The sequence below is a fragment of the Streptomyces sp. NPDC019937 genome, from assembly GCF_040631655.1.
GTDB lineage: Bacteria > Actinomycetota > Actinomycetes > Streptomycetales > Streptomycetaceae > Streptomyces.
Map to the genome: position 1 here is coordinate 14911 of NZ_JBEYAL010000035.1, position 16711 is coordinate 31621.

Annotated in this window: 14 protein-coding genes; 6 read left to right on the forward strand and 8 right to left on the reverse strand. The window is 72.9% G+C overall.

The genetic code is table 11. The features are described 5' to 3' along the window. Positions 1-12 precede the first annotated feature (12 nt). Positions 13-1857 carry a carboxyl transferase domain-containing protein gene (locus ABZ562_RS30150; RefSeq protein ID WP_361485557.1) on the reverse strand — a complete coding sequence of 615 codons (1845 nt, stop codon included), beginning with the start codon at positions 1855-1857 and terminating at the stop codon, positions 13-15. A 91-nt stretch (positions 1858-1948) separates the two neighbouring features. Between ABZ562_RS30150 and ABZ562_RS30155 the strand changes: the two genes are divergently transcribed. The 3 genes from ABZ562_RS30155 (at position 1949) to ABZ562_RS30165 (ending at position 4975) form a co-directional block, all read left to right on the forward strand. Then, positions 1949-2296, forward strand: a complete 348-nt coding sequence (locus ABZ562_RS30155) for a helix-turn-helix domain-containing protein (protein ID WP_361485559.1) — start codon at positions 1949-1951, stop codon at positions 2294-2296. Further along, a complete protein-coding gene (locus ABZ562_RS30160) occupies positions 2296-2565 on the forward strand; it encodes a hypothetical protein (RefSeq protein WP_361485561.1) in 270 nt (89 codons plus the stop codon). The genes ABZ562_RS30155 and ABZ562_RS30160 overlap by 1 nt, the downstream gene beginning before the upstream one ends. A gap of 145 nt (positions 2566-2710) precedes the next feature. After that, the gene (locus tag ABZ562_RS30165) at positions 2711-4975 is read left to right on the forward strand and encodes an MMPL family transporter (RefSeq protein WP_361485563.1); all 2265 of its coding nucleotides are present in this window, start codon (positions 2711-2713) and stop codon (positions 4973-4975) included. A 38-nt stretch (positions 4976-5013) separates the two neighbouring features. Here the strand turns inward: ABZ562_RS30165 and ABZ562_RS30170 are convergent, their stop codons facing one another. After that, positions 5014-5511, reverse strand: a complete 498-nt coding sequence (locus tag ABZ562_RS30170) for a MarR family transcriptional regulator (protein WP_361485565.1) — start codon at positions 5509-5511, stop codon at positions 5014-5016. Between the two features lie 122 nt (positions 5512-5633). Between ABZ562_RS30170 and ABZ562_RS30175 the strand changes: the two genes are divergently transcribed. Continuing rightward, complete coding sequence (locus ABZ562_RS30175; protein WP_361485567.1) at positions 5634-6050, forward strand: organic hydroperoxide resistance protein; 417 nt, start codon at positions 5634-5636, stop codon at positions 6048-6050. Positions 6051-6074: 24 nt separating this feature from the next. Here the strand turns inward: ABZ562_RS30175 and ABZ562_RS30180 are convergent, their stop codons facing one another. The 3 genes from ABZ562_RS30180 to dnaE all read right to left on the reverse strand — a co-directional run bounded on the left by ABZ562_RS30180 (position 6075) and on the right by dnaE (position 11643). Then, positions 6075-6944 carry an alpha/beta fold hydrolase gene (locus ABZ562_RS30180; protein ID WP_361485569.1) on the reverse strand — a complete coding sequence of 290 codons (870 nt, stop codon included), beginning with the start codon at positions 6942-6944 and terminating at the stop codon, positions 6075-6077. Positions 6945-7090: 146 nt separating this feature from the next. After that, complete coding sequence (locus tag ABZ562_RS30185) at positions 7091-8140, reverse strand: helix-hairpin-helix domain-containing protein (RefSeq protein WP_361485571.1); 1050 nt, start codon at positions 8138-8140, stop codon at positions 7091-7093. Further along, positions 8137-11643 (reverse strand): DNA polymerase III subunit alpha, encoded by a 3507-nt coding sequence (gene dnaE, locus ABZ562_RS30190; protein ID WP_361485573.1) that lies wholly within the window; start codon positions 11641-11643, stop codon positions 8137-8139. The genes ABZ562_RS30185 and dnaE overlap by 4 nt, the downstream gene beginning before the upstream one ends. 211 nt (positions 11644-11854) lie before the next feature. On the opposite strand from dnaE, the gene ABZ562_RS30195 reads away from it, so the two are divergent. After that, on the forward strand, positions 11855-12307 hold the full coding sequence (locus tag ABZ562_RS30195; RefSeq protein ID WP_361485575.1) for a PPOX class F420-dependent oxidoreductase: 453 nt from the start codon (positions 11855-11857) through the stop codon (positions 12305-12307). Between the two features lie 378 nt (positions 12308-12685). Next, positions 12686-13132, forward strand: coding sequence for a subtilase-type protease inhibitor (locus ABZ562_RS30200; protein ID WP_361485577.1), 447 nt, complete (start codon positions 12686-12688; stop codon positions 13130-13132). Between the two features lie 100 nt (positions 13133-13232). On the opposite strand, the gene ABZ562_RS30205 is transcribed toward ABZ562_RS30200, so the two are convergent. The 3 genes from ABZ562_RS30205 to ABZ562_RS30215 form a co-directional block, all read right to left on the reverse strand. Further along, positions 13233-14309, reverse strand: coding sequence for a S1 family peptidase (locus ABZ562_RS30205; protein ID WP_361485578.1), 1077 nt, complete (start codon positions 14307-14309; stop codon positions 13233-13235). A 265-nt stretch (positions 14310-14574) separates the two neighbouring features. Beyond that, positions 14575-15510, reverse strand: a complete 936-nt coding sequence (locus ABZ562_RS30210; protein ID WP_361485579.1) for a slipin family protein — start codon at positions 15508-15510, stop codon at positions 14575-14577. Between the two features lie 169 nt (positions 15511-15679). Continuing rightward, a complete protein-coding gene (locus ABZ562_RS30215; RefSeq protein WP_361485580.1) occupies positions 15680-16585 on the reverse strand; it encodes a S1 family peptidase in 906 nt (301 codons plus the stop codon). Between the last annotated feature and the right edge of the window lie 126 nt (positions 16586-16711).

The following is a 16711-nucleotide window of genomic DNA, read 5'->3' on the forward strand; positions in this document are numbered from 1 at the left end:
CCTGTTACGCCGTCAACCCGGCACCCCGATCCGGCGGTGCCGGGCCCGGCGGGCGGCGAGCCGCTCCTCGCGGTCCTGGGCGCGCAGGGCGGCGAGTTCGGCGCCGAGGATGCGCCCGAGACGTCCCAGGAACCCCTCCCCGTCGCCCTCTTCCACGACGCGGTCGACGATGCCGTTGGCCAGCAGGTCGGCGGAGCGCACCCCCTGCCGGTCGGCGACCTCGTACGCCCGCTCGGTGGTGCGGTGGAGGATGGCCGACGCGCCCTCGGGAGGCAGTGGCGACAGCCAGGCGTGCCGCGCCGCCACGACCCGGTCGGCGGGCAGCAGCGCGAGCGCGGCCCCGCCCGCGCCCTGGCCGAGCAGCAGGCAGCAGGTGGGCGCGGGCAGCGTCACCATGTCCGCGAGGCACCGGGCGATCTCCCCCGCCAGCCCGCCCTCCTCGGCCTCGCGGCTGAGCGCGGCCCCGGCGGTGTCGATGACGGTGAGCAGCGGCAGCCCCAGCTCGGCCGCGATGTGCATCCCGCGCCGGGCGGTACGCAGTCCGGCGGGCCCGAGCGGCTGGTCCTGGGCCGAGGCGCGCTCACCACCCCGCCGCCCGCCCCGGTTGTGCCCGAGCACCACGCAGGGCACCCCGCCGACCCGCGCGAGGGCGAGCAGCAGCCCGGGGTCGTGCTCCCCGGCGCCCGTCCCGCTGAGCGGGCTCACGTCCTTCGCGGCGACCCGCAGCAGATCCCGCACCCCGGGCCGGTCGCCGCGCCGCGAGGCCCGGATCGACTCCTCGGTCGAGGGCCCCACCGCCGTGGCCCCCACGCCGCCGTTGCCCGCCGAGGCGTCGGCAGCCCCCCGCCCGGCAGCGGAAGCCATCGCCCCGCCGCCCGCGCCCTCGGTGGCAACGGCCGACCCGGCTCCGGGCCCGGCCACGCCATCAGCGGATGCGGACGTCTCGCCGTCCCGCCCCGCAGGAGGCGCGGCCTCACCCGCACCCCCGCCCGGCCCGGAACCCGGCGCAGCCACGGGTGGCGAGGGCGGACCGCCCTCGCCCGTCAGGGCGTCGGCGGCCGCTCCGCCCGCTGCTCCGCCGGGCACGGCATCCGGCCCAGCGGCCGGCCGAAAACCGGCCCCGGCGGGGCCCGACCCGGCGGACCCGGGCGGCAGGTCCTGGTCGCCGCACAGAACCCGCAGCACCCTCGCCGCCACCTCCGCGAGGCGGCTCGTCGGGAGCACCGCGTCGATCAGGCCGTGGTTCATCAGGTTCTCGGCGACCTGCACGCCCGCCGGGAACTCCTCGCCGTACAGGGCCTCGTGCACCCGCGGGCCCATGAAGCCGATGAGGGCGCCCGGTTCGGCGGCGGTGACGTGGCCCAGGGAGCCCCAGGAGGCGAGGACGCCGCCGGTGGTGGGGTGGCGTACATGCACCAGATACGGCAGGCCCGCGGCCTTGTGGTCGGTTATCGCCGCCGCCACCTTCACCATCTGCAGGAAGGCGACCGTGCCCTCCTGCATCCGGGTCCCGCCCGAGGCGGGGGCGGCCAGCAGCGGGAGCCGTTCCGCGGTGGCGCGCTCGACGGCGCGGACCAGCCGCTCCCCCGCCGCGACCCCGATCGAGCCGGCGAGGAAGCGGAATTCGCAGGCCACATAGGCGACGCGGCGCCCGTCGAGGCGCCCCTCGCCCGTGATCACCGATTCGTCGAGCCCGGTGCGCTCGCGGGCCCGCTCCAGGTCGGCCCGGTAGTCGGGGTCGGTCGTGGTGATCTCGACCGGCTGGTCCCAGCCGCGCCGGCTGCCGGGGTCGAGGAGGGTCTCGACCAGGTCGATGGCGGACATGCGGGCGCCCGCGCGGGGATGGTTTCCGGTCATGCCTGACACCTTCCACACCGTCCACGCCCACAACACCACTCAACCATTCTCGGCATGTGCTAACTTTTTTTGGCATGTGCAGGGTTTCGCTATGACGGAAGAGCCCGAACCGGCGACCGGCGACGAGCTGGTGCGCGTGCTGGCCACGCTCTCCAATCCGCACCGGCTGCGGGTGATCGCGGCGCTGACCCGGGAGCGCGCGTACGTCAGTGAGCTGGCCCGTTCGCTGGGCATCAGCCGCGCGCTGCTCCAGGTGCATCTGCGGAAGCTGGAGGCCGCCGGGCTGGTGTCGGCGCGGCTGGAGGTCTCGGAGGAGGGAAAGGCCATGAAGTTCTACGAGGTGAACCGGTTCGCGATCCGGCTCACCCCGGAAGCCATCGAAGCCGCGGAACGGACGCTGACCTCGGAGCCGACCCCGAAGACGAAGGGAAACACGTGATGGACGGGCACGACTGGGCGGAGGCCGTCGGGGCCTTCGGCATATTCGCTCTGGTCACCACCGTACTGACCACACTCATCTGGCAGTTCGCGGCCACGCGCCGCACGAAGGTCCAGGTCGTACGGGAGCTGGAGTACCGCAAGATCGCGGAGCAGGCCGTGGCCACTCAGCAGAAGACCGAGATCCAGCTGCGGGAGATCGGCGAGACGCTCACCGCGCTCCAGGGCCGCATGGACGCCCTGGAGCGCATCCTCCAGACCGTGGAGTAGCGGGGAGGAGCGCGGCAGGGAAGACACCGCTGGGCCGCCGAGCGGCAACTCGACGGCCCAGATGAACGAAGCAGCGGCACCAACTCGCCCCGATGGGGCGAGCCCTCTTGTGGAAACGCTCCTTCTGCGGAAAGGACAGCAGCTCATGCTGCAGAAAAGCAAACCGGGCCCCGCGGGTCCCGCTCTCGTGGAGCGGATCGCCGGATGGTCGGTCCGGCACCGCGCGGCGGCCATCGCCGGGTGGTTCGCGCTGGTGGCCGTGGCCGTGCTCGCCAGCGCGCTGATGCCGGGCGGGACGGCGAGCAGCACCGACCCGGGGGAAGCGGGCCGCGCCGACCGGGCGCTCGGCGCCCAGCGCGTCTACGCCCCGCCCCAGGAGAACGTGCTGATCCAGCACCGTACGCCGGACCCGTCCGCGCCCCGCTTCACCGCCGACCCCGCCCTCCGGCGGGCCGCCCAGGACCTGGTGAGCACGCTGCGCGCGGCGCCGGGCACGGTGCAGGGCCTCCGCTCCCCGCTGTACGACGACCGGCAGGTGTCGAAGGACGGCCGCTCCGGTCTGGTCACCTTCCTGATCGCGGGTCCGGACGAGCGGATGGGCGCGCACTACGAGGCCGCGGTGCGGGCCGTCGAGGCGGTCCGGGACCGCCACCCGGGCGTACGGCTGGCGCAGGCGGGCGACCGGAGCCTGTCGCGGGTGGTCGACGACAGCATCAAGGGCGACTTCCAGCGCGCGGAGTTCTTCTCGCTCCCCCTGACCGTCGTGCTCCTGCTGGTGGTCTTCGGCTCGCTGATCGCCGCCGCGATCCCGCTGCTGCTCGCGGCGACCACCGTCATCGGCACCTTCGGCCTGCTCCAGGTGGCCGCCCACTGGGTGCCGATCAACAGCGCCACGTCCTCGATGGTGCTGCTGATCGGCGTGGCGGTCGGCATCGACTACTCGCTCTTCTTCCTGCGCCGGACCCGCGAGGAACGGGCCGCCGGACACGGCGTCACCGAGGCGCTGCGCATCACCGCGCGCACCTCGGGCCGGGTGGTGGTGGTCTCGGGCCTCACGGTCATGCTGTGTCTGAGCGGGCTGCTGTTCACCGGCGTGGACAACCTCCAGGGGCTGACGGTCGGCGCGGCGCTGGTGGTCGGGGTCGCGATGGTCGGCTCGGTGACCGTGCTGCCCGCGCTGCTGGCCCTGCTGGGCGGCTGGGTGGACCGGGCCCGCATCCCCTGGCCGGGGCGCCGCCGCACCGCCGTGGCCGAGTCCCGGCTGTGGTCGGCGGTGGCCCGCGCGGTGGTGCGGCGGCCGCTGGTGTGGGGCGGTACGGCGGCGCTGGCGCTGCTGGTGCTGGCACTGCCCGCGCTGGGGATGCGGCTCCAGGACGCCTCGGTGACGGACAGTCTGTCGCGGGACGTCCCGGCGGTGGACGCGGCGGCGCGCATGCAGCGGGCGTTCCCGGGCACGCCCGCCCCGGCGTGGGTGGTGATCTGGGGTACGCGGGACGGCGGCACCCCGGACGTGGTGGACGACCCGGCCGTACGGAAGGCGGTCGACAGCCTGCACGGGCGCGCCGCCGCCAGCCGCGGCGCGCTGCACGAGCCGATCACCACCGCCGCGGTCGACCGGGCGCTGGTGGTACGGGTCCCCCTGGCGAGCTTCGGCTACGACGACACCGCCAACCGCGCCCTCACGACCCTGCGGAGGCACACCCTGCCCGCCGCCCTCGGTCACCTCGACGGGGTCGAGTACGCGGTCGCGGGCAAGACGGCCCTCACGTACGACTTCACCCGGCAGGTCACCGACCGCACCCCGGTCGTCTTCGGCTTCGTGCTCGCGCTGGCCTTCGTCCTGCTGATGGTGTCGTTCCGTTCCCTGGCCATCCCGCTGATCTCGATCGCGCTGAACCTGCTGTCGATCGGCGCCGCGTACGGCGTGCTGACCTGGGTGTTCCAGGACGGTCACCTGGGCTCGGCGCTCGGCTTCACCGCGTACGGCGGGGTGATCGGCTGGCTGCCGCTGTTCATGTTCGTGATCCTCTTCGGGCTGAGCATGGACTATCACCTCTTCGTGCTCAGCCGGATCCGTGAACGCGAGCACGAGGGTGCGGAGCCGCGCGAGGCGATCGTGGGCGGCATCGCGGCCGGGGCGGGGGTGGTCACCAGCGCGGCCGTCATCATGACCGCGGCCTTCAGCGTCTTCGTGGTGCTGTCGGCGATCGAGTACAAGATGATGGGCGTCGGCCTGGCGGTGGCGATCCTCATCGACGCCACCGTGGTCCGCGGGGTGCTGCTGCCCGCCGCCATGGCCCTGCTGGACCGCGGCCGCTCCCGGCTCCGGTCCCGGTCCCGGTCCCGGTCCCGGGGAATGGTGACGACACCCCCCGGAACCGAACGCTCCAGTATCACCCCGGTCGGGTGATCACGTAGCGGTCGGCGGCGCTCTGGGACGGAGTGCGCTCAGGCCTCTTCGTCCGCCAGCGCCGCGTCGAGCGCCGCCGTCAGGCGCTGCACCCGCGACCGCAGATCGACCAGCTCCTCCTTGTCCAGGCCGGTCGCCCGGATCACCTGCAAGGGCACCTCCCGGGCGCGCTCCTTGAGCGCCACACCCTCCGCCGTCGGCCGGACCGTCACCGAGCGCTCGTCGTGCGCGCTGCGCTCGCGCTCGACGAGTCCGGCCGACTGCATGCGCTTGAGCAGCGGCGACAGGGTGCCCGAATCCAGCCGCAGGAACTCGCCCAGCTGCTTGACCGGCATCTCGCCGTGTTCCCACAGCACCAGCAGCGCCAGGTATTGCGGATACGTCAACTCCGTGTCGCGCAGCACCCGTCGGTAGATGCCGCCGAACGCACGCGAGGCGGCGTGCAGGGCGAAGCAGAGCTGCAGGTCGAGCCGGAGCGGATCGTCCTCCGTGGCGGCCCCGCTCTGCGCGGAAAGCGGGTCGGGCTGAGATGACATATGACCAGCGTACCTCTTAGTTGTGCACAATTTAATTGTGTGCTCTACTGAGGCCACTGCTGGACCCGGCCAACTCGGCCGGAATCCTCCGGCTCCTTGGAACTCGAAAGGGATTGGCCTTCATGGATGCGCTCTACACCGCGGTGGCCACGGCGAACGGCCGCGACGGCCGCGCCGTCAGCTCCGACGGCCGGCTCGACCTGCCCCTCGCGATGCCGCCCGCCCTCGGCGGCGACGGTGCGGGCACCAACCCGGAGCAGCTGTTCGCCGCGGGCTACGCCGCCTGCTTCGCGAGCGCGCTCGGCCTCGTCGGCCGCCAGGCCAAGGTGGACACCAAGGACATCTCCGTCACCGCCGAGGTCGGCATCGGCAAGGACGAGTCGGACGGCGGCTTCGCCCTCAAGGTGACGCTGCGCGTCGAGCTGCCGGCCGACCTGGAGAACGAGACCGGCCGCAAGCTGGTCGAGCAGGCGCACCAGGTGTGCCCGTACTCGAAGGCGACGCAGGGCAACATCGAGGTCGAGCTGGTCGCCGAATAAGCCGCGGCCCGTCCCGGTCCCGTCTCAGTCGTCCGAGGCGCAGGTCGTCGGGGTGGCGTGATCCGGGTCGAGGGCGTTGGCGGCCTCGTGGAAGGCGAGGCGGTCGGTCATCCCGATGGTCAGGTGCTCGGACAGATCGGACGCGCACAGGTCCTGGAGCACGACGTTCTTGACGTCCGGGCCGGACAGGAACTGGCTGCGGTACGGCGTGACCACCTCGTCGTACCGGGTGGAGATGACGGTGTACCGGACCCCGGGCACGGTGTCGCCGCCCGCGTTGAGCCGGTTCAGGAAGTCCGACCCGGCCACCTGGTCCATCAGCCCCGGGGCCGCCTTGGCGACGGCGTCGTCGAGGCCCGGGAAGAGGTCCAGCAGCTTCGTCAGCCCGGACAGGGTGGTGCCGTGATTGGACGGGGCGAGGCCCACCAGGGCGTTCACCTTCGCCGCGCCGCCGAGGAACTTCAGGTAGTAGCGGGGCATCATCCCGCCCTGGGAGTGGCCGACCAGATCGACCTTGGAGGTCCCGGTGGCGGCGAGCACCCGGTCGACGTACGACGACAGCTGCCCGGCGGATTTGTCGACGGGGCCGAGCCCGTGGAAGAGGGGCACGCCGGGGAGTTGGCCGTAGTCGAGGGAGAAGACGCAGTAGCCGCGGTCGACCAGGTACGGGGCGAGGCCGAGCCAGTTGTCGACGGAGTTGCCGAGGGTGCCGTGGACGAGGACGACGGGGCGGGGGTGCCGGGCGGAGGGCTTGCAGGAGTAGTCGTTCCAGCCGCTACTGGTGGCGGCGGTGGTCTGCGACGACTGGGCCGCGGCGGCGGGGGCCGCGGTCGCCGCCGCGACCGCCAGGGCCAGGGCGGGCAGTAAGGTGCGGATGTTCCTCCAGGGCAGCATCACATGAACTCCTCGCGGTGGGGGTGGAGTTGCACTGACAGCGCACCCTGTGACCCGGATCACAGGCGTGTGGCACGGGGATCAAATTACGCGTGAGTAGCGGAGACTTCCAGCCATCGGCCGGTGAAGAAAGGTTCACGTAGCCCTTACGCGACGTCCAGGAATCCCGCGGGCCGGACCGCGGACACGCCGAAGCGGGCCCGCGCCCGGTCGGCGGCGGCCTCCGCGCGGCGGGCCTTGTCCTCCGCGGCGTCGAAGGACAGCTGGTGGGAGGCGAGTTCGGCGCTCATCAGCCCCTCGGCCCGCAGGCTGACGGACCGCACCCGGGCCCGCTGCAGCCCGAGCGCGTCGTGCAGCGCGTACGCGGTGGCGGTCAGCACCGGGGTGTGGCCGGTCGGCTCGGTCAGGGCCCGGGAACGGGTCGTCGAGGAGCGGTCGGCGTACCGGACGGTGAGGCTGAGCCGGGCCGCGATCTGCCCGCTCGTGCGCAGCCGGATGCCGAGTTCGTCGGCGAGCGTCAGCAGCGCCCGGCGCCGCCGGACCGGGTCCAGCTCATCGCGGTCGAAGCGGTGTTCGGCGCCCATGGCGCGGGCGGGGGCGTTCGGGGTGACGGGCGCGGGGTCGATGCCGTGCGCCCACGCGTGCACCCGGCGCGCGGTCGCCGCGCCGAGGATCCGCTGCAGCGTGGACAGCGGCGCGGCGGCGATCCGCTCGGTGGTGTCGAGCCCGTACGCGCACAGGGCCCTGGCCGTCGCGGCGCCCACGCCGGGCAGGGCGATGGGCGGCTTACGGGCCAGGAACCCGGCGACGGCGTCGGGGTCGCCGGGGACCGTACGGACCGCGCCGGGCGTGTTCGGCGGGCTGTCGTGGGCGGCCATGCGGGCGAGCATGGGGTTGGCGGCGACGCCCACGGTGCAGTCGACGCCGTACCGGGCGAGCGCCCGTACCCGCACGATCTCCGCGAGCCCCGCCGCGTCCCGCCCGAAGTACCGCAGCGCGCCCCGGACATCGGCGAGCGCGGCATCGGGCGGCAACGCCTCCACGACGGGCGTCACCTCGCCGAGCAGCGCGAGCAGCCCCTGATAGACGTCCTCGGCGAGCACCCCCTCCCCCTGGAACCGCACGTACAGCACATGCGCCACGGCCTCGGCCGACTGGCCCGGCTCGTGGGGCTCGTGGGGGCTTTCGGCGGTCATCCCGCACTCCCCGGGCTCGCGTGCCACAGCTTGCGGCCGGTGGCGGACTGGTCGCCCGCGGGCTGGAGGTCGGCCCAGGGGTGCAGGGCGTAGCCGGTGGACAGCTGGATGCGGCGGCCGGATTCCGGTCCGGTCGCGTCCGCGTCCACGTCCGGGCCCGCGCCCGCGCCCGCCAGCTCGGCGGCCACCGCCTCCAGGCCGCCTTCGCTCCGCAGCCGGGCCAGTTCGGCGAGGTTCCACACGGCCGAGCCGACGACGCTGAGGCTGCGCGGGCCGCGGCGCTGGACGACGCCGCGCACCAGCAGCAGCCAGGAGTGGAAGACGGTGTGCGCGCACGTGGCGTGGCTGTCGTCGAAGAAGGCGCAGTCGACCAGGCCCGTACCGTCGTCCAGGGTGGTGAAGATGACCCGGCGGCCGGAGCGGATCGGCGGGGTCTGGGTGGCGGCCTTGGCGCCCGCGACGAGCACCGTCTCCCCGTGCCGCGCCGACCGCAGCCGCTTCGCCGGCATCGCGCCCAGCTCGTCCAGGAAGACCCGGTGGTCGGCCATGAGATGGCGGGAGACGTCCATGCCGAGGATGCCGAGTTCGGCGCCGAGGCGTTCGCCCTCGTCGAGGTCGGGCAGGCCGGCGGGCGCGGGCGGGCCGGTCTCGGCCAGCGGGAGCTGGCCCCCGTCGTGGGCCCCGCCCCGCTGCCGGTGCAGTTCGGCGATGTGCAGCAGCAGGTCGCGGCGGCCCGTACCGAACGCGTCCAACGCCCCGACCTGGGCGAGCCGTTCGGCGACGGGCCGCCCCGGGTGGGCGCGCAGCCACAGGTCCTGGAGCGAGGAGTAGGGCTGTCCGGCGGCGATGCGCCGGGTCTCGGCCTCGCTGATGCCGTGGACGTCGCTCAGCGCCAGCCGGATGCCCATATCACCATCCCCGGACACCAGTTCGATTCGACAGTCGGGGCCCGAACGGTTCACATCCAGCGGAAGGATCGGCACGCCCCGCCGCCGCGCGTCCGCCAGCAGCAGCCGCTTCGGGTACATCCCGGGGTCATGGGTGAGCAGTCCCGCGTAGAAGGCCGCCGGATGGTGCGCCTTGAGCCAGGCGGACTGGTACGTGGGGACCGCGAAGGCGACCGCGTGCGCCTTGCAGAAGCCGTACGAACCGAACGCCTCGACGATCTGCCAGGTGCGGCCCAGCACCTCCGCCGCGTACCCCCGCCGCCCCGCCTCGGCGTGGAACCAGGCCCGCACCCGGCCCTGCCGTTCGGGATCGGACAGCGCGCGGCGCGCCTCGTCGGCGAGGTCCCGCTCACACCCGGTCATGATCGACAGGATCTTGATGATCTGTTCGTGGAAGACGACGACCCCGTAGGTCTCGCGCAGCGCGTCCTCCAGGTCCGGATGCGGATAGCGGGCGGGGTGGCGGCCGTGCCGGGCGTCGATGAAGGGGCGCACCATGTCGGCGGCGACCGGGCCCGGCCGGAAGAGCGATATGTCGACCACGAGGTCGTGGAAGGAGGTGGGCTGGAGCCGGCCGAGGAGATCGCGCTGGCCGGGCGACTCGATCTGGAAGCAGCCGAGCGTCTCGGTGGAGCGGATCAGGTCGTAGGTCGCCGGATCGCCGGGCCGGACCTGCGCGGGGTCGTCGAGGTCGACGGCCCTCCCGGTGGCCCGCCGGATCTCGGCGACCGCGTGCGCCATCGCGGACTGCATGCGTACGCCGAGGACGTCGAGCTTGAGCAGCCCCAGCTCCTCGACGTCGTCCTTGTCGAACTGCGACATGGGGAAGCCCTCGCCGCTGGTCGGCACGATGGGGGTGCGGGCGAGCAGCCCGGCGTCGGAGAGCAGCACCCCGCAGGGGTGCATGGCGATGCCGCGGGGCAGGCCGTCGAGCGCCTCGACCAGCTCCCAGAACTTGCCGAACCGTTCCTGCTCCGCCGTCGCCTCTCGCAGTTCCTTCAGCTCCGGCAGTTCGGCGAGCGCCGCGCGCGCGTCGCGGGCGCGGATGTGCGGGAAGGACTTGGCGAGCCGGTCCACCTCGGCCGGGTCCATGCCGAGGGCCGCGCCCACGTCCCGTACGGCGTGCCGCACCCGGTAGGTCTCGGGCATCGAGACGGTCGCGACCCGCTCCGCCCCGAAGCGGTCGAAGATCGCGCGGTAGACGTCGAGGCGGCGCGCCGACTCCACGTCGATGTCGATGTCGGGCAGCGCGGCCCGCCGCACCGACAGGAAGCGCTCCATCAGCAGACCGCACGACACGGGGTCGGCGTGGGCGATGCCGAGCAGGTGGTTGACGAACGAGCCCGCGCCGGAGCCCCGGGCGGCCACCCGCACCCCGAGCGCGCGGGTGTCGTCCACGACCCGGGCGACGGTGAGGAAGTACGAGGCGAAGCCGAGCCGTTCGATGGTGCGCAGCTCGTCCTCGAGACGCTCCCAGCGCACCCGGTCGCGGTCGTAGCCCCGCAGCACCATGGCGGCGGCGCAGCGCGACCGCAGCACCCGCTCCGCGCTCCGCCGCCCGGCGCCGACCAGGCCCGGCTCGGGGAAGTGGACCGTGCCGAGGCCGATGTGGTCCTCGGGGTCGACCAGGCACGCGGCGGCGGTGCGCGCCGTCTCCTCCAGCAGCCGGTGCGCGCCGTCCCGCCGCTGACCTGCCGCCTCCGCGACGCGCTCGGCGGCGCGCGCCATGTCGCGCGGGCCCTTGAGCCAGCGCTCGCCGCTGTCGAGCGAGGCGGGGTCGCGCGGGTCGACGGGGACGAGGCGGCGGGCGGAGTCCAGGACGTCGGCGACCGGGCCCTCGCCGGGGTCGGCGTAGCGGACGGCGTTGCTGAGGACGGCCCGGACGCCCTGGTCGGCGGCGAAGCCGACGGTACGGGCGGCCAGCCGCAGCGAGCCGGGCCCGGTACCGGCGCGGCCGTGCCATACGGCCTCCAGCCGCAGCGCGTCGCCGAACAGCTCGCGCCAGGGGGCGATCAGCCGTGCGGCCCGGTCGGGGCGTCCGGCGGCCAGGGCGCGGCCGACGTCGGAGTCCGGACCGAGGAGCGCGGTCACGGGGGCGAGCGCCCCGGGGGTGCTCACCAGGTCGCGCCAGCGCAGCAGGGGTGGCCCGTCGCCGCCCGTGCGGGCGGAGCCGGGGTGGGCGAGCCCGGTGTGGGCGGCGGAGACCAGCCCGCACAGGGCGGCCCAGCCGAGGACGCCGTCCCGGGCGAGGAAGACCGCCCGGGGCGCGGACTCGTCGATGAACGCCCCGCCGCGCACCGGTGTGCGCCGCCGGGCCGTGCGCCCCGGGTCCGGGGGTTCCGCCTGGACGGCGAGGTCCACCCCGAAGAGCGGCCTGACCCCCGCGGCCTCACTCGCCCGCGCGAACCGCACCGCTCCGGCGAGGCTGTCGCGGTCGGTCAGCGCGATGGCGTCCATGCCGCGCTCGGCGGCGCGCGCCGCCAGCCGCTCCGGGTGCGCGGCGCCGTACCGCATGGAGAACCCGGAGGCGGTGTGCAGATGCGTGAAGCCTGGCATCCGCACCTCCCACTGCTCACACCCCCTGGCCGACCCTGCTCTGCTCGTCCTCCCCGGCCCCCACCTTAACCCCATTCTCGAACAAGCGTGCGAGTACCATCGCACGCCCCTCACCCCCCTTCACCTATCCACCATAAGCGTGCAAATCACCTCTTCATTCCGCGTGTCGCAGCCCGGGGAACCGGCCATCGGCGCACGTATTCTGATCACCATGACGGAGCCGACCCTGCTCGACCTGCTGCGGGAACAGCGCACCGGCGCGCTCGTCACCCTCAAGCGCGACGGCCGCCCCCAGCTGTCCAACGTCGCCTACAGCTACGACCCGGCCGAGCGCCTCATCCGCGTCTCGGTCACCGACGACCGCGCCAAGACCCGCAATCTGCGCCGCGATCCGCGCGCGAGCTTCTACGTCACCAGCGGCGACCGCTTCTCCTATCTGGTGGCCGAGGGCGACGCCGAGCTGACCCCGGTGACGACCGACCCCCATGACGCCACCGCCGATGAGCTGGTCGAGGTCTACCGCGCCATCCAGGGCGACCACCCGGACTGGGAGGAGTTCCGCGCCGCGATGGTGGCCGACCGCCGGCTGGTGGTGCGGCTGCGGGTCGGCCACGCGTACGGCTGGGGCCGCCACACCGGGCCGCTCAGCGGCGCGCTCGACTGACCCGGCACACCCGGCACCACCAAAGGCCACCGGCTTCGTCCCTATACGGTCGGCTTGCCCTGGCAGATTCTCGCTCTGGTGTCACTCACGCACCGCGACCCCCGGCACACCTCTCGGCCGAGCGCCCCTGAATCGATTCGGGCGGCGCTGAACTGTCGTTCGACGAGGAGGCGGCCCGCCCGCACTCCCCGGCTCCGCACATCAGCCCGCACCCGGTCGACACGCGGCGTTCCCCTGGGCCACACCGTGCACACGCGACAATGAGCCACCGAACGACTACTTGTAGCGACCGGAAGTGCTCGATCAACGTGCGTTCCCGACCCTCGGGGCGTAGAAATCCGTCCGGTATCTGCAAGCACGAGCAAGGGAGTGTTCGATATGCGGAAGTCGACAGGGGCGATCGCCGGTCTCGGTGCCGCGCTGGCCATGAGCGCCGCGCTCGGGCTGGGGGCGAGCGGCACGGCACACGCCGAACCCTCGACGCCGAAGAGCCTGTATCCGCCGTCCGCGCTGGTCCTCAGCGTCGGCTACGGGGACGACGCGTCCTCGCTGGCCGTACAGCGCGCGGTGACACTGAGCTGTCAGCCCACCCCCACGGGTACCCACCCGGCGCCCGCCCGTGCCTGCGCCGAACTGCGCGCCGCGAACGGCGAGTTCTCCACCCTGACCGAGTCCACCGAGTCCGGCCGGATGTGCACCAAGGAGTGGCGGCCGATCACCGTCACCGCGGAGGGCGTCTGGGACGGTCAGCGGGTGACGTACGAGCACACCTTCGCCAACAACTGCGTCAAGAACGCGGCCGTGACCCAGCTCTTCGAGTTCTGAGCGGGCCGCGCACACGGCGGGCCGAGCGAAGCGAAGGCCCCCGGACACCGTCCACGGGTGTCCGGGGGCCTGTCCCTGTGCGGGCGGATCCGCCGGTACGTCAGCCGATCTCGGCGCCGTACGCCTTCAGCGCCTCCGGCACCGGCTGGAAGAACGTCTCGCCGCCCGAGGAGCAGTCACCGCTGCCGCCGGAGGTCAGACCGAGCGCCGTGCCGCCCGCGAAGAGCGCGCCGCCGCTGTCGCCGGGCTCGGCGCAGACGTTGGTCTGGATCAGCCCGCTGACCGAGCCCTCCTGGTAGTTGACGGTCGCGTCGAGGCCGGTGACCTCGCCGTCGTGCACCTGGGTGGTGGAGCCGCTGCGGGTGACCTTCTGGCCGACGGTGGCGTCACCGGCCTTGGAGATGGCCTGGGTGTCGCCGTCGTAGAGGTCCACCGCGCTCGGGTGCGGGACGTCCTTGGTGTACTTGACCAGGCCGTAGTCGTTGCCGGGGAAGTCGCTGCCCTCGTTGGCCCCGATCTCGTCACCGCCCTGCGCGTCGGACCAGCTCTTGATGGACTCGGTGCAGTGACCGGCGGTCAGGAAGTACGGCTGACCGTCCTTGACCACGTTGAACCCCAGCGAGCAGCGCCCGCCGCCGCCCCAGATGGCGTCGCCGCCCGCGAGGAAGGTGGAGAACTTACCGGCCGAGCGCTTCACCTCGACCGTGTCGCCCAGGCTCTTGGCGACCTTGTTGAGCGTGGCCATCCGGCTGCCCGTGACGCTGCTGTCCGCGGTGACGACGACCTTGTTGGCTCTGGGATCGACCGACCACGAGGTGCCGGGAATGGTCGCCTTGTCCTTCAGGGTGGCGCTCGCCCGGCCCAGCTGGGCCAGCGTGTGCTCGACCACCTTCGCCTCGGCGCCCGCGTCCCGGACCCGCTCGGCGGCGGCCTTGTTCACCACGTTGACCACGAGCTTCTTGGCCTTGGCGTCGTAGTACGACCCGGCCGAGTCGCCCTTGAGCGCCGAGGTGAGGGTGTTCGCGAGCTTGCCCGCGGCGTTCACCGAGAGCGTGTGGGGCTGCGGTTCGGCGGGGGCGGCGTTGGCGTTCTGCAAGGTGAGGGCGGCGGCGACCAGAGCCACGGCTCCGGTCCCGGCGATGGCCACACGGCGCTTGGGTATGCGGCGGTGCTTCAACTCTCGGTCCTCCAGTGGGGGGTTGGGCCGTCAGGCAGTGGGGTGCCCGGCCCGGAGGGCGTACGACACGGGGCGCGCCTGCCCATGCGGGAGCGCGTCCATGCCAAATTGCGCCGCCGAGTATTCCCAGCGCCGCCGGGGGCGCACAAGACCGCGTTCACGACATCTGCGTGAAATTCAGAGAGCGTCGATCCTCATATCCGGACATGACGGTGCCCGCGCACCTCAAACGGGCACGCGGGCACGGGCTGATGGGATCAGCGGGTCACCGCTCCACGGCACGCTCCGGTTCGCGCTCCGTCAGCGTGGGAACGCCCGGAGCGGCCGGGGCCGCCGCCTCCTCCCTGATGGCGGGCGGGATCTCCGGCCCGGCGGACTCCGGCTGCCCGGCGGCGCCGGCCTGCTCCTTGGCGCCGCCGTCCGCCCGGGCCGCCTCCTGGGGCTGCTGGCCCCGCTCCAGGAAGCGCAGCAGCTCCACCGGTATGGGCAGGACCAGCGTGGAGTTCTTCTCGGCGGCGACCGCCATCACCGTCTGCAGCAGCCGCAGCTGGAGGGCGGACGGGGTCGCGGACATCTGCTCGGCGGCCGCGGCGAGCTTCTTCGACGCCTGCAGCTCCGCGTCCGCGTTGATCACCCGGGCCCGGCGCTCCCGGTCGGCCTCCGCCTGGCGGGCCATCGACCGCTTCATGGTCTCCGGCAGCGACACGTCCTTGATCTCGACGCGGTCGATATGGACGCCCCAGCCGACGGCCGGGCTGTCGATCATCAGCTCCAGCCCCTGGTTGAGCTTCTCCCGGTTGGAGAGCAGATCGTCCAGATCGCTCTTGCCGATGATCGAACGCAGCGAGGTCTGGGCCATCTGGGAGACCGCGAAGCGGTAGTCCTCGACCGCGATGATCGCCTCGGCCGGGTCCACGACCTTGAAATAGACGACCGCGTCGACCCGCACGGTCACATTGTCACGGGTGATGCCCTCCTGGGCGGGCACGGGCATCGTCACGATCTGCATGTTCACCTTGCGGAGCCGGTCGAAGGCCGGAGCGATCATCGTGAAGCCGGGCCCCCGGACATCCGAACGGAGCCTCCCGAGCCGGAAGACCACCCCCCGCTCGTACTGCTTGACCACGCGGGCCGCCGCCATGGCGCAGACGACACCGATACAGGCCAGAATCACCACCACTGTCACGATTGCACCGAGCATCACGGCCACCTGCCGTCCGTATCGCGAGCGATGCCCCACCCGGGGTATCGATGTCCACGATAGTCCCGCTCCGCCCGGCCTGGGAGGGTTGTGGAAAACCGGGAAACCCCCGCCCGGAAGGCCCGGGCGGGGGTGCGTCAGGTGGCGCGACAGCGGTGTCCGTATGTCTTTAGTAGACGCTCACGCCGTACGCGTTCAGCGCCTCGACGACCGGCTGGAAGAACGTGGTGCCACCGGAGGAGCAGTCACCGCTGCCGCCGGAGGTGAGGCCGAGGGCGGTGGAACCGGCGTAGAGGGGGCCGCCGCTGTCGCCGGGCTCGGCGCAGACGGTGGTCTGGATCATGCCGTACACGATGTCGCCGTTGCCGTAGTTGACGGTGGCGTTCAGCGCGGTGACCCGGCCGCTGTGGATGCCGGTGGTGCTGCCGCGCCGGGTGACCGTCTGGCCCACGGTCGGGTTGGCGGCGCTGGTGATGTCCTGGCTGCCGACCGTGCCCTGCGGGGTGACCGAGCCGCTGTACCGGACCAGACCGTAGTCGTTGGTCGGGAAGCTGGAGCCGGACGTGGGGCCGATGGTGGTGGAGTGCCCGGAGTTCGACCACCAGGTGCCCGCGCCGTCGGTGCAGTGACCCGCGGTGACGAAGTAGTTCGCCCCGCTGCTGTTGCGTACGTTGAAGCCGAGCGAGCAGCGCCAGCTACTCGCGTAGATGGCGTCGCCGCCGGAGATCAGTTTCTGGATCTTGCCCGGGGTGCGCTTGACCTCGATCGCGTCGGCGTTGGCGCCCGCCGCATCCTTGATCTTGGCTATCTCGCCCTGGGAGACGGTGCTGTCGGCGGTGACGACCAGGCCGCCGGTCGCCTTGTCGACATACCAGGCGGTGCCGGCGACATCGGCGTTCAGCACGGCCGCGCTCGCCGACTTGGTCTCCGCCGCGCTGAAGGTGCGGGTCGCGTCGCTCCCCGCGTAGGCGGCGGGAGCGGCGAGCGCCGCCCCGGTCACCAGGGCCGACGTGGCGGCGAGGAGTGCGATGCGTCTCGCCCGGGTGCCGTGGGGGGTAGTGCGCTTGATCCTCAACTCTTCCTCCGGGGGAATCGGGGGTCTGCCTGGGTGGGCAGGCCCGTGAGGCGCAGTCAGCGAGCACACCGGACGGAAATTCCCGACGTGCTCCTGACAAGCGCTGCCCGGAAGTATTCGCGGCCG

Excerpts from the sequence above, each read along its gene's own strand:
- ABZ562_RS30185 (WP_361485571.1), bottom strand. The coding sequence starts at position 8,140 with ATGACCGCCGAAAGCCCCCACGAGCCCCACGAGCCGGGCCAGTCGGCC.
- ABZ562_RS30165 (WP_361485563.1), top strand. The coding sequence starts at position 2,711 with ATGCTGCAGAAAAGCAAACCGGGCCCCGCGGGTCCCGCTCTCGTGGAG.
- dnaE (WP_361485573.1), bottom strand. The coding sequence starts at position 11,643 with ATGCCAGGCTTCACGCATCTGCACACCGCCTCCGGGTTCTCCATGCGG.
- ABZ562_RS30175 (WP_361485567.1), top strand. The coding sequence starts at position 5,634 with ATGGATGCGCTCTACACCGCGGTGGCCACGGCGAACGGCCGCGACGGC.
- ABZ562_RS30200 (WP_361485577.1), top strand. The coding sequence starts at position 12,686 with ATGCGGAAGTCGACAGGGGCGATCGCCGGTCTCGGTGCCGCGCTGGCC.
- ABZ562_RS30155 (WP_361485559.1), top strand. The coding sequence starts at position 1,949 with ATGACGGAAGAGCCCGAACCGGCGACCGGCGACGAGCTGGTGCGCGTG.
- ABZ562_RS30170 (WP_361485565.1), bottom strand. The coding sequence starts at position 5,511 with ATGTCATCTCAGCCCGACCCGCTTTCCGCGCAGAGCGGGGCCGCCACG.
- ABZ562_RS30150 (WP_361485557.1), bottom strand. The coding sequence starts at position 1,857 with ATGACCGGAAACCATCCCCGCGCGGGCGCCCGCATGTCCGCCATCGAC.
- ABZ562_RS30160 (WP_361485561.1), top strand. The coding sequence starts at position 2,296 with ATGGACGGGCACGACTGGGCGGAGGCCGTCGGGGCCTTCGGCATATTC.
- ABZ562_RS30195 (WP_361485575.1), top strand. The coding sequence starts at position 11,855 with ATGACGGAGCCGACCCTGCTCGACCTGCTGCGGGAACAGCGCACCGGC.
- ABZ562_RS30210 (WP_361485579.1), bottom strand. The coding sequence starts at position 15,510 with ATGCTCGGTGCAATCGTGACAGTGGTGGTGATTCTGGCCTGTATCGGT.
- ABZ562_RS30180 (WP_361485569.1), bottom strand. The coding sequence starts at position 6,944 with ATGCTGCCCTGGAGGAACATCCGCACCTTACTGCCCGCCCTGGCCCTG.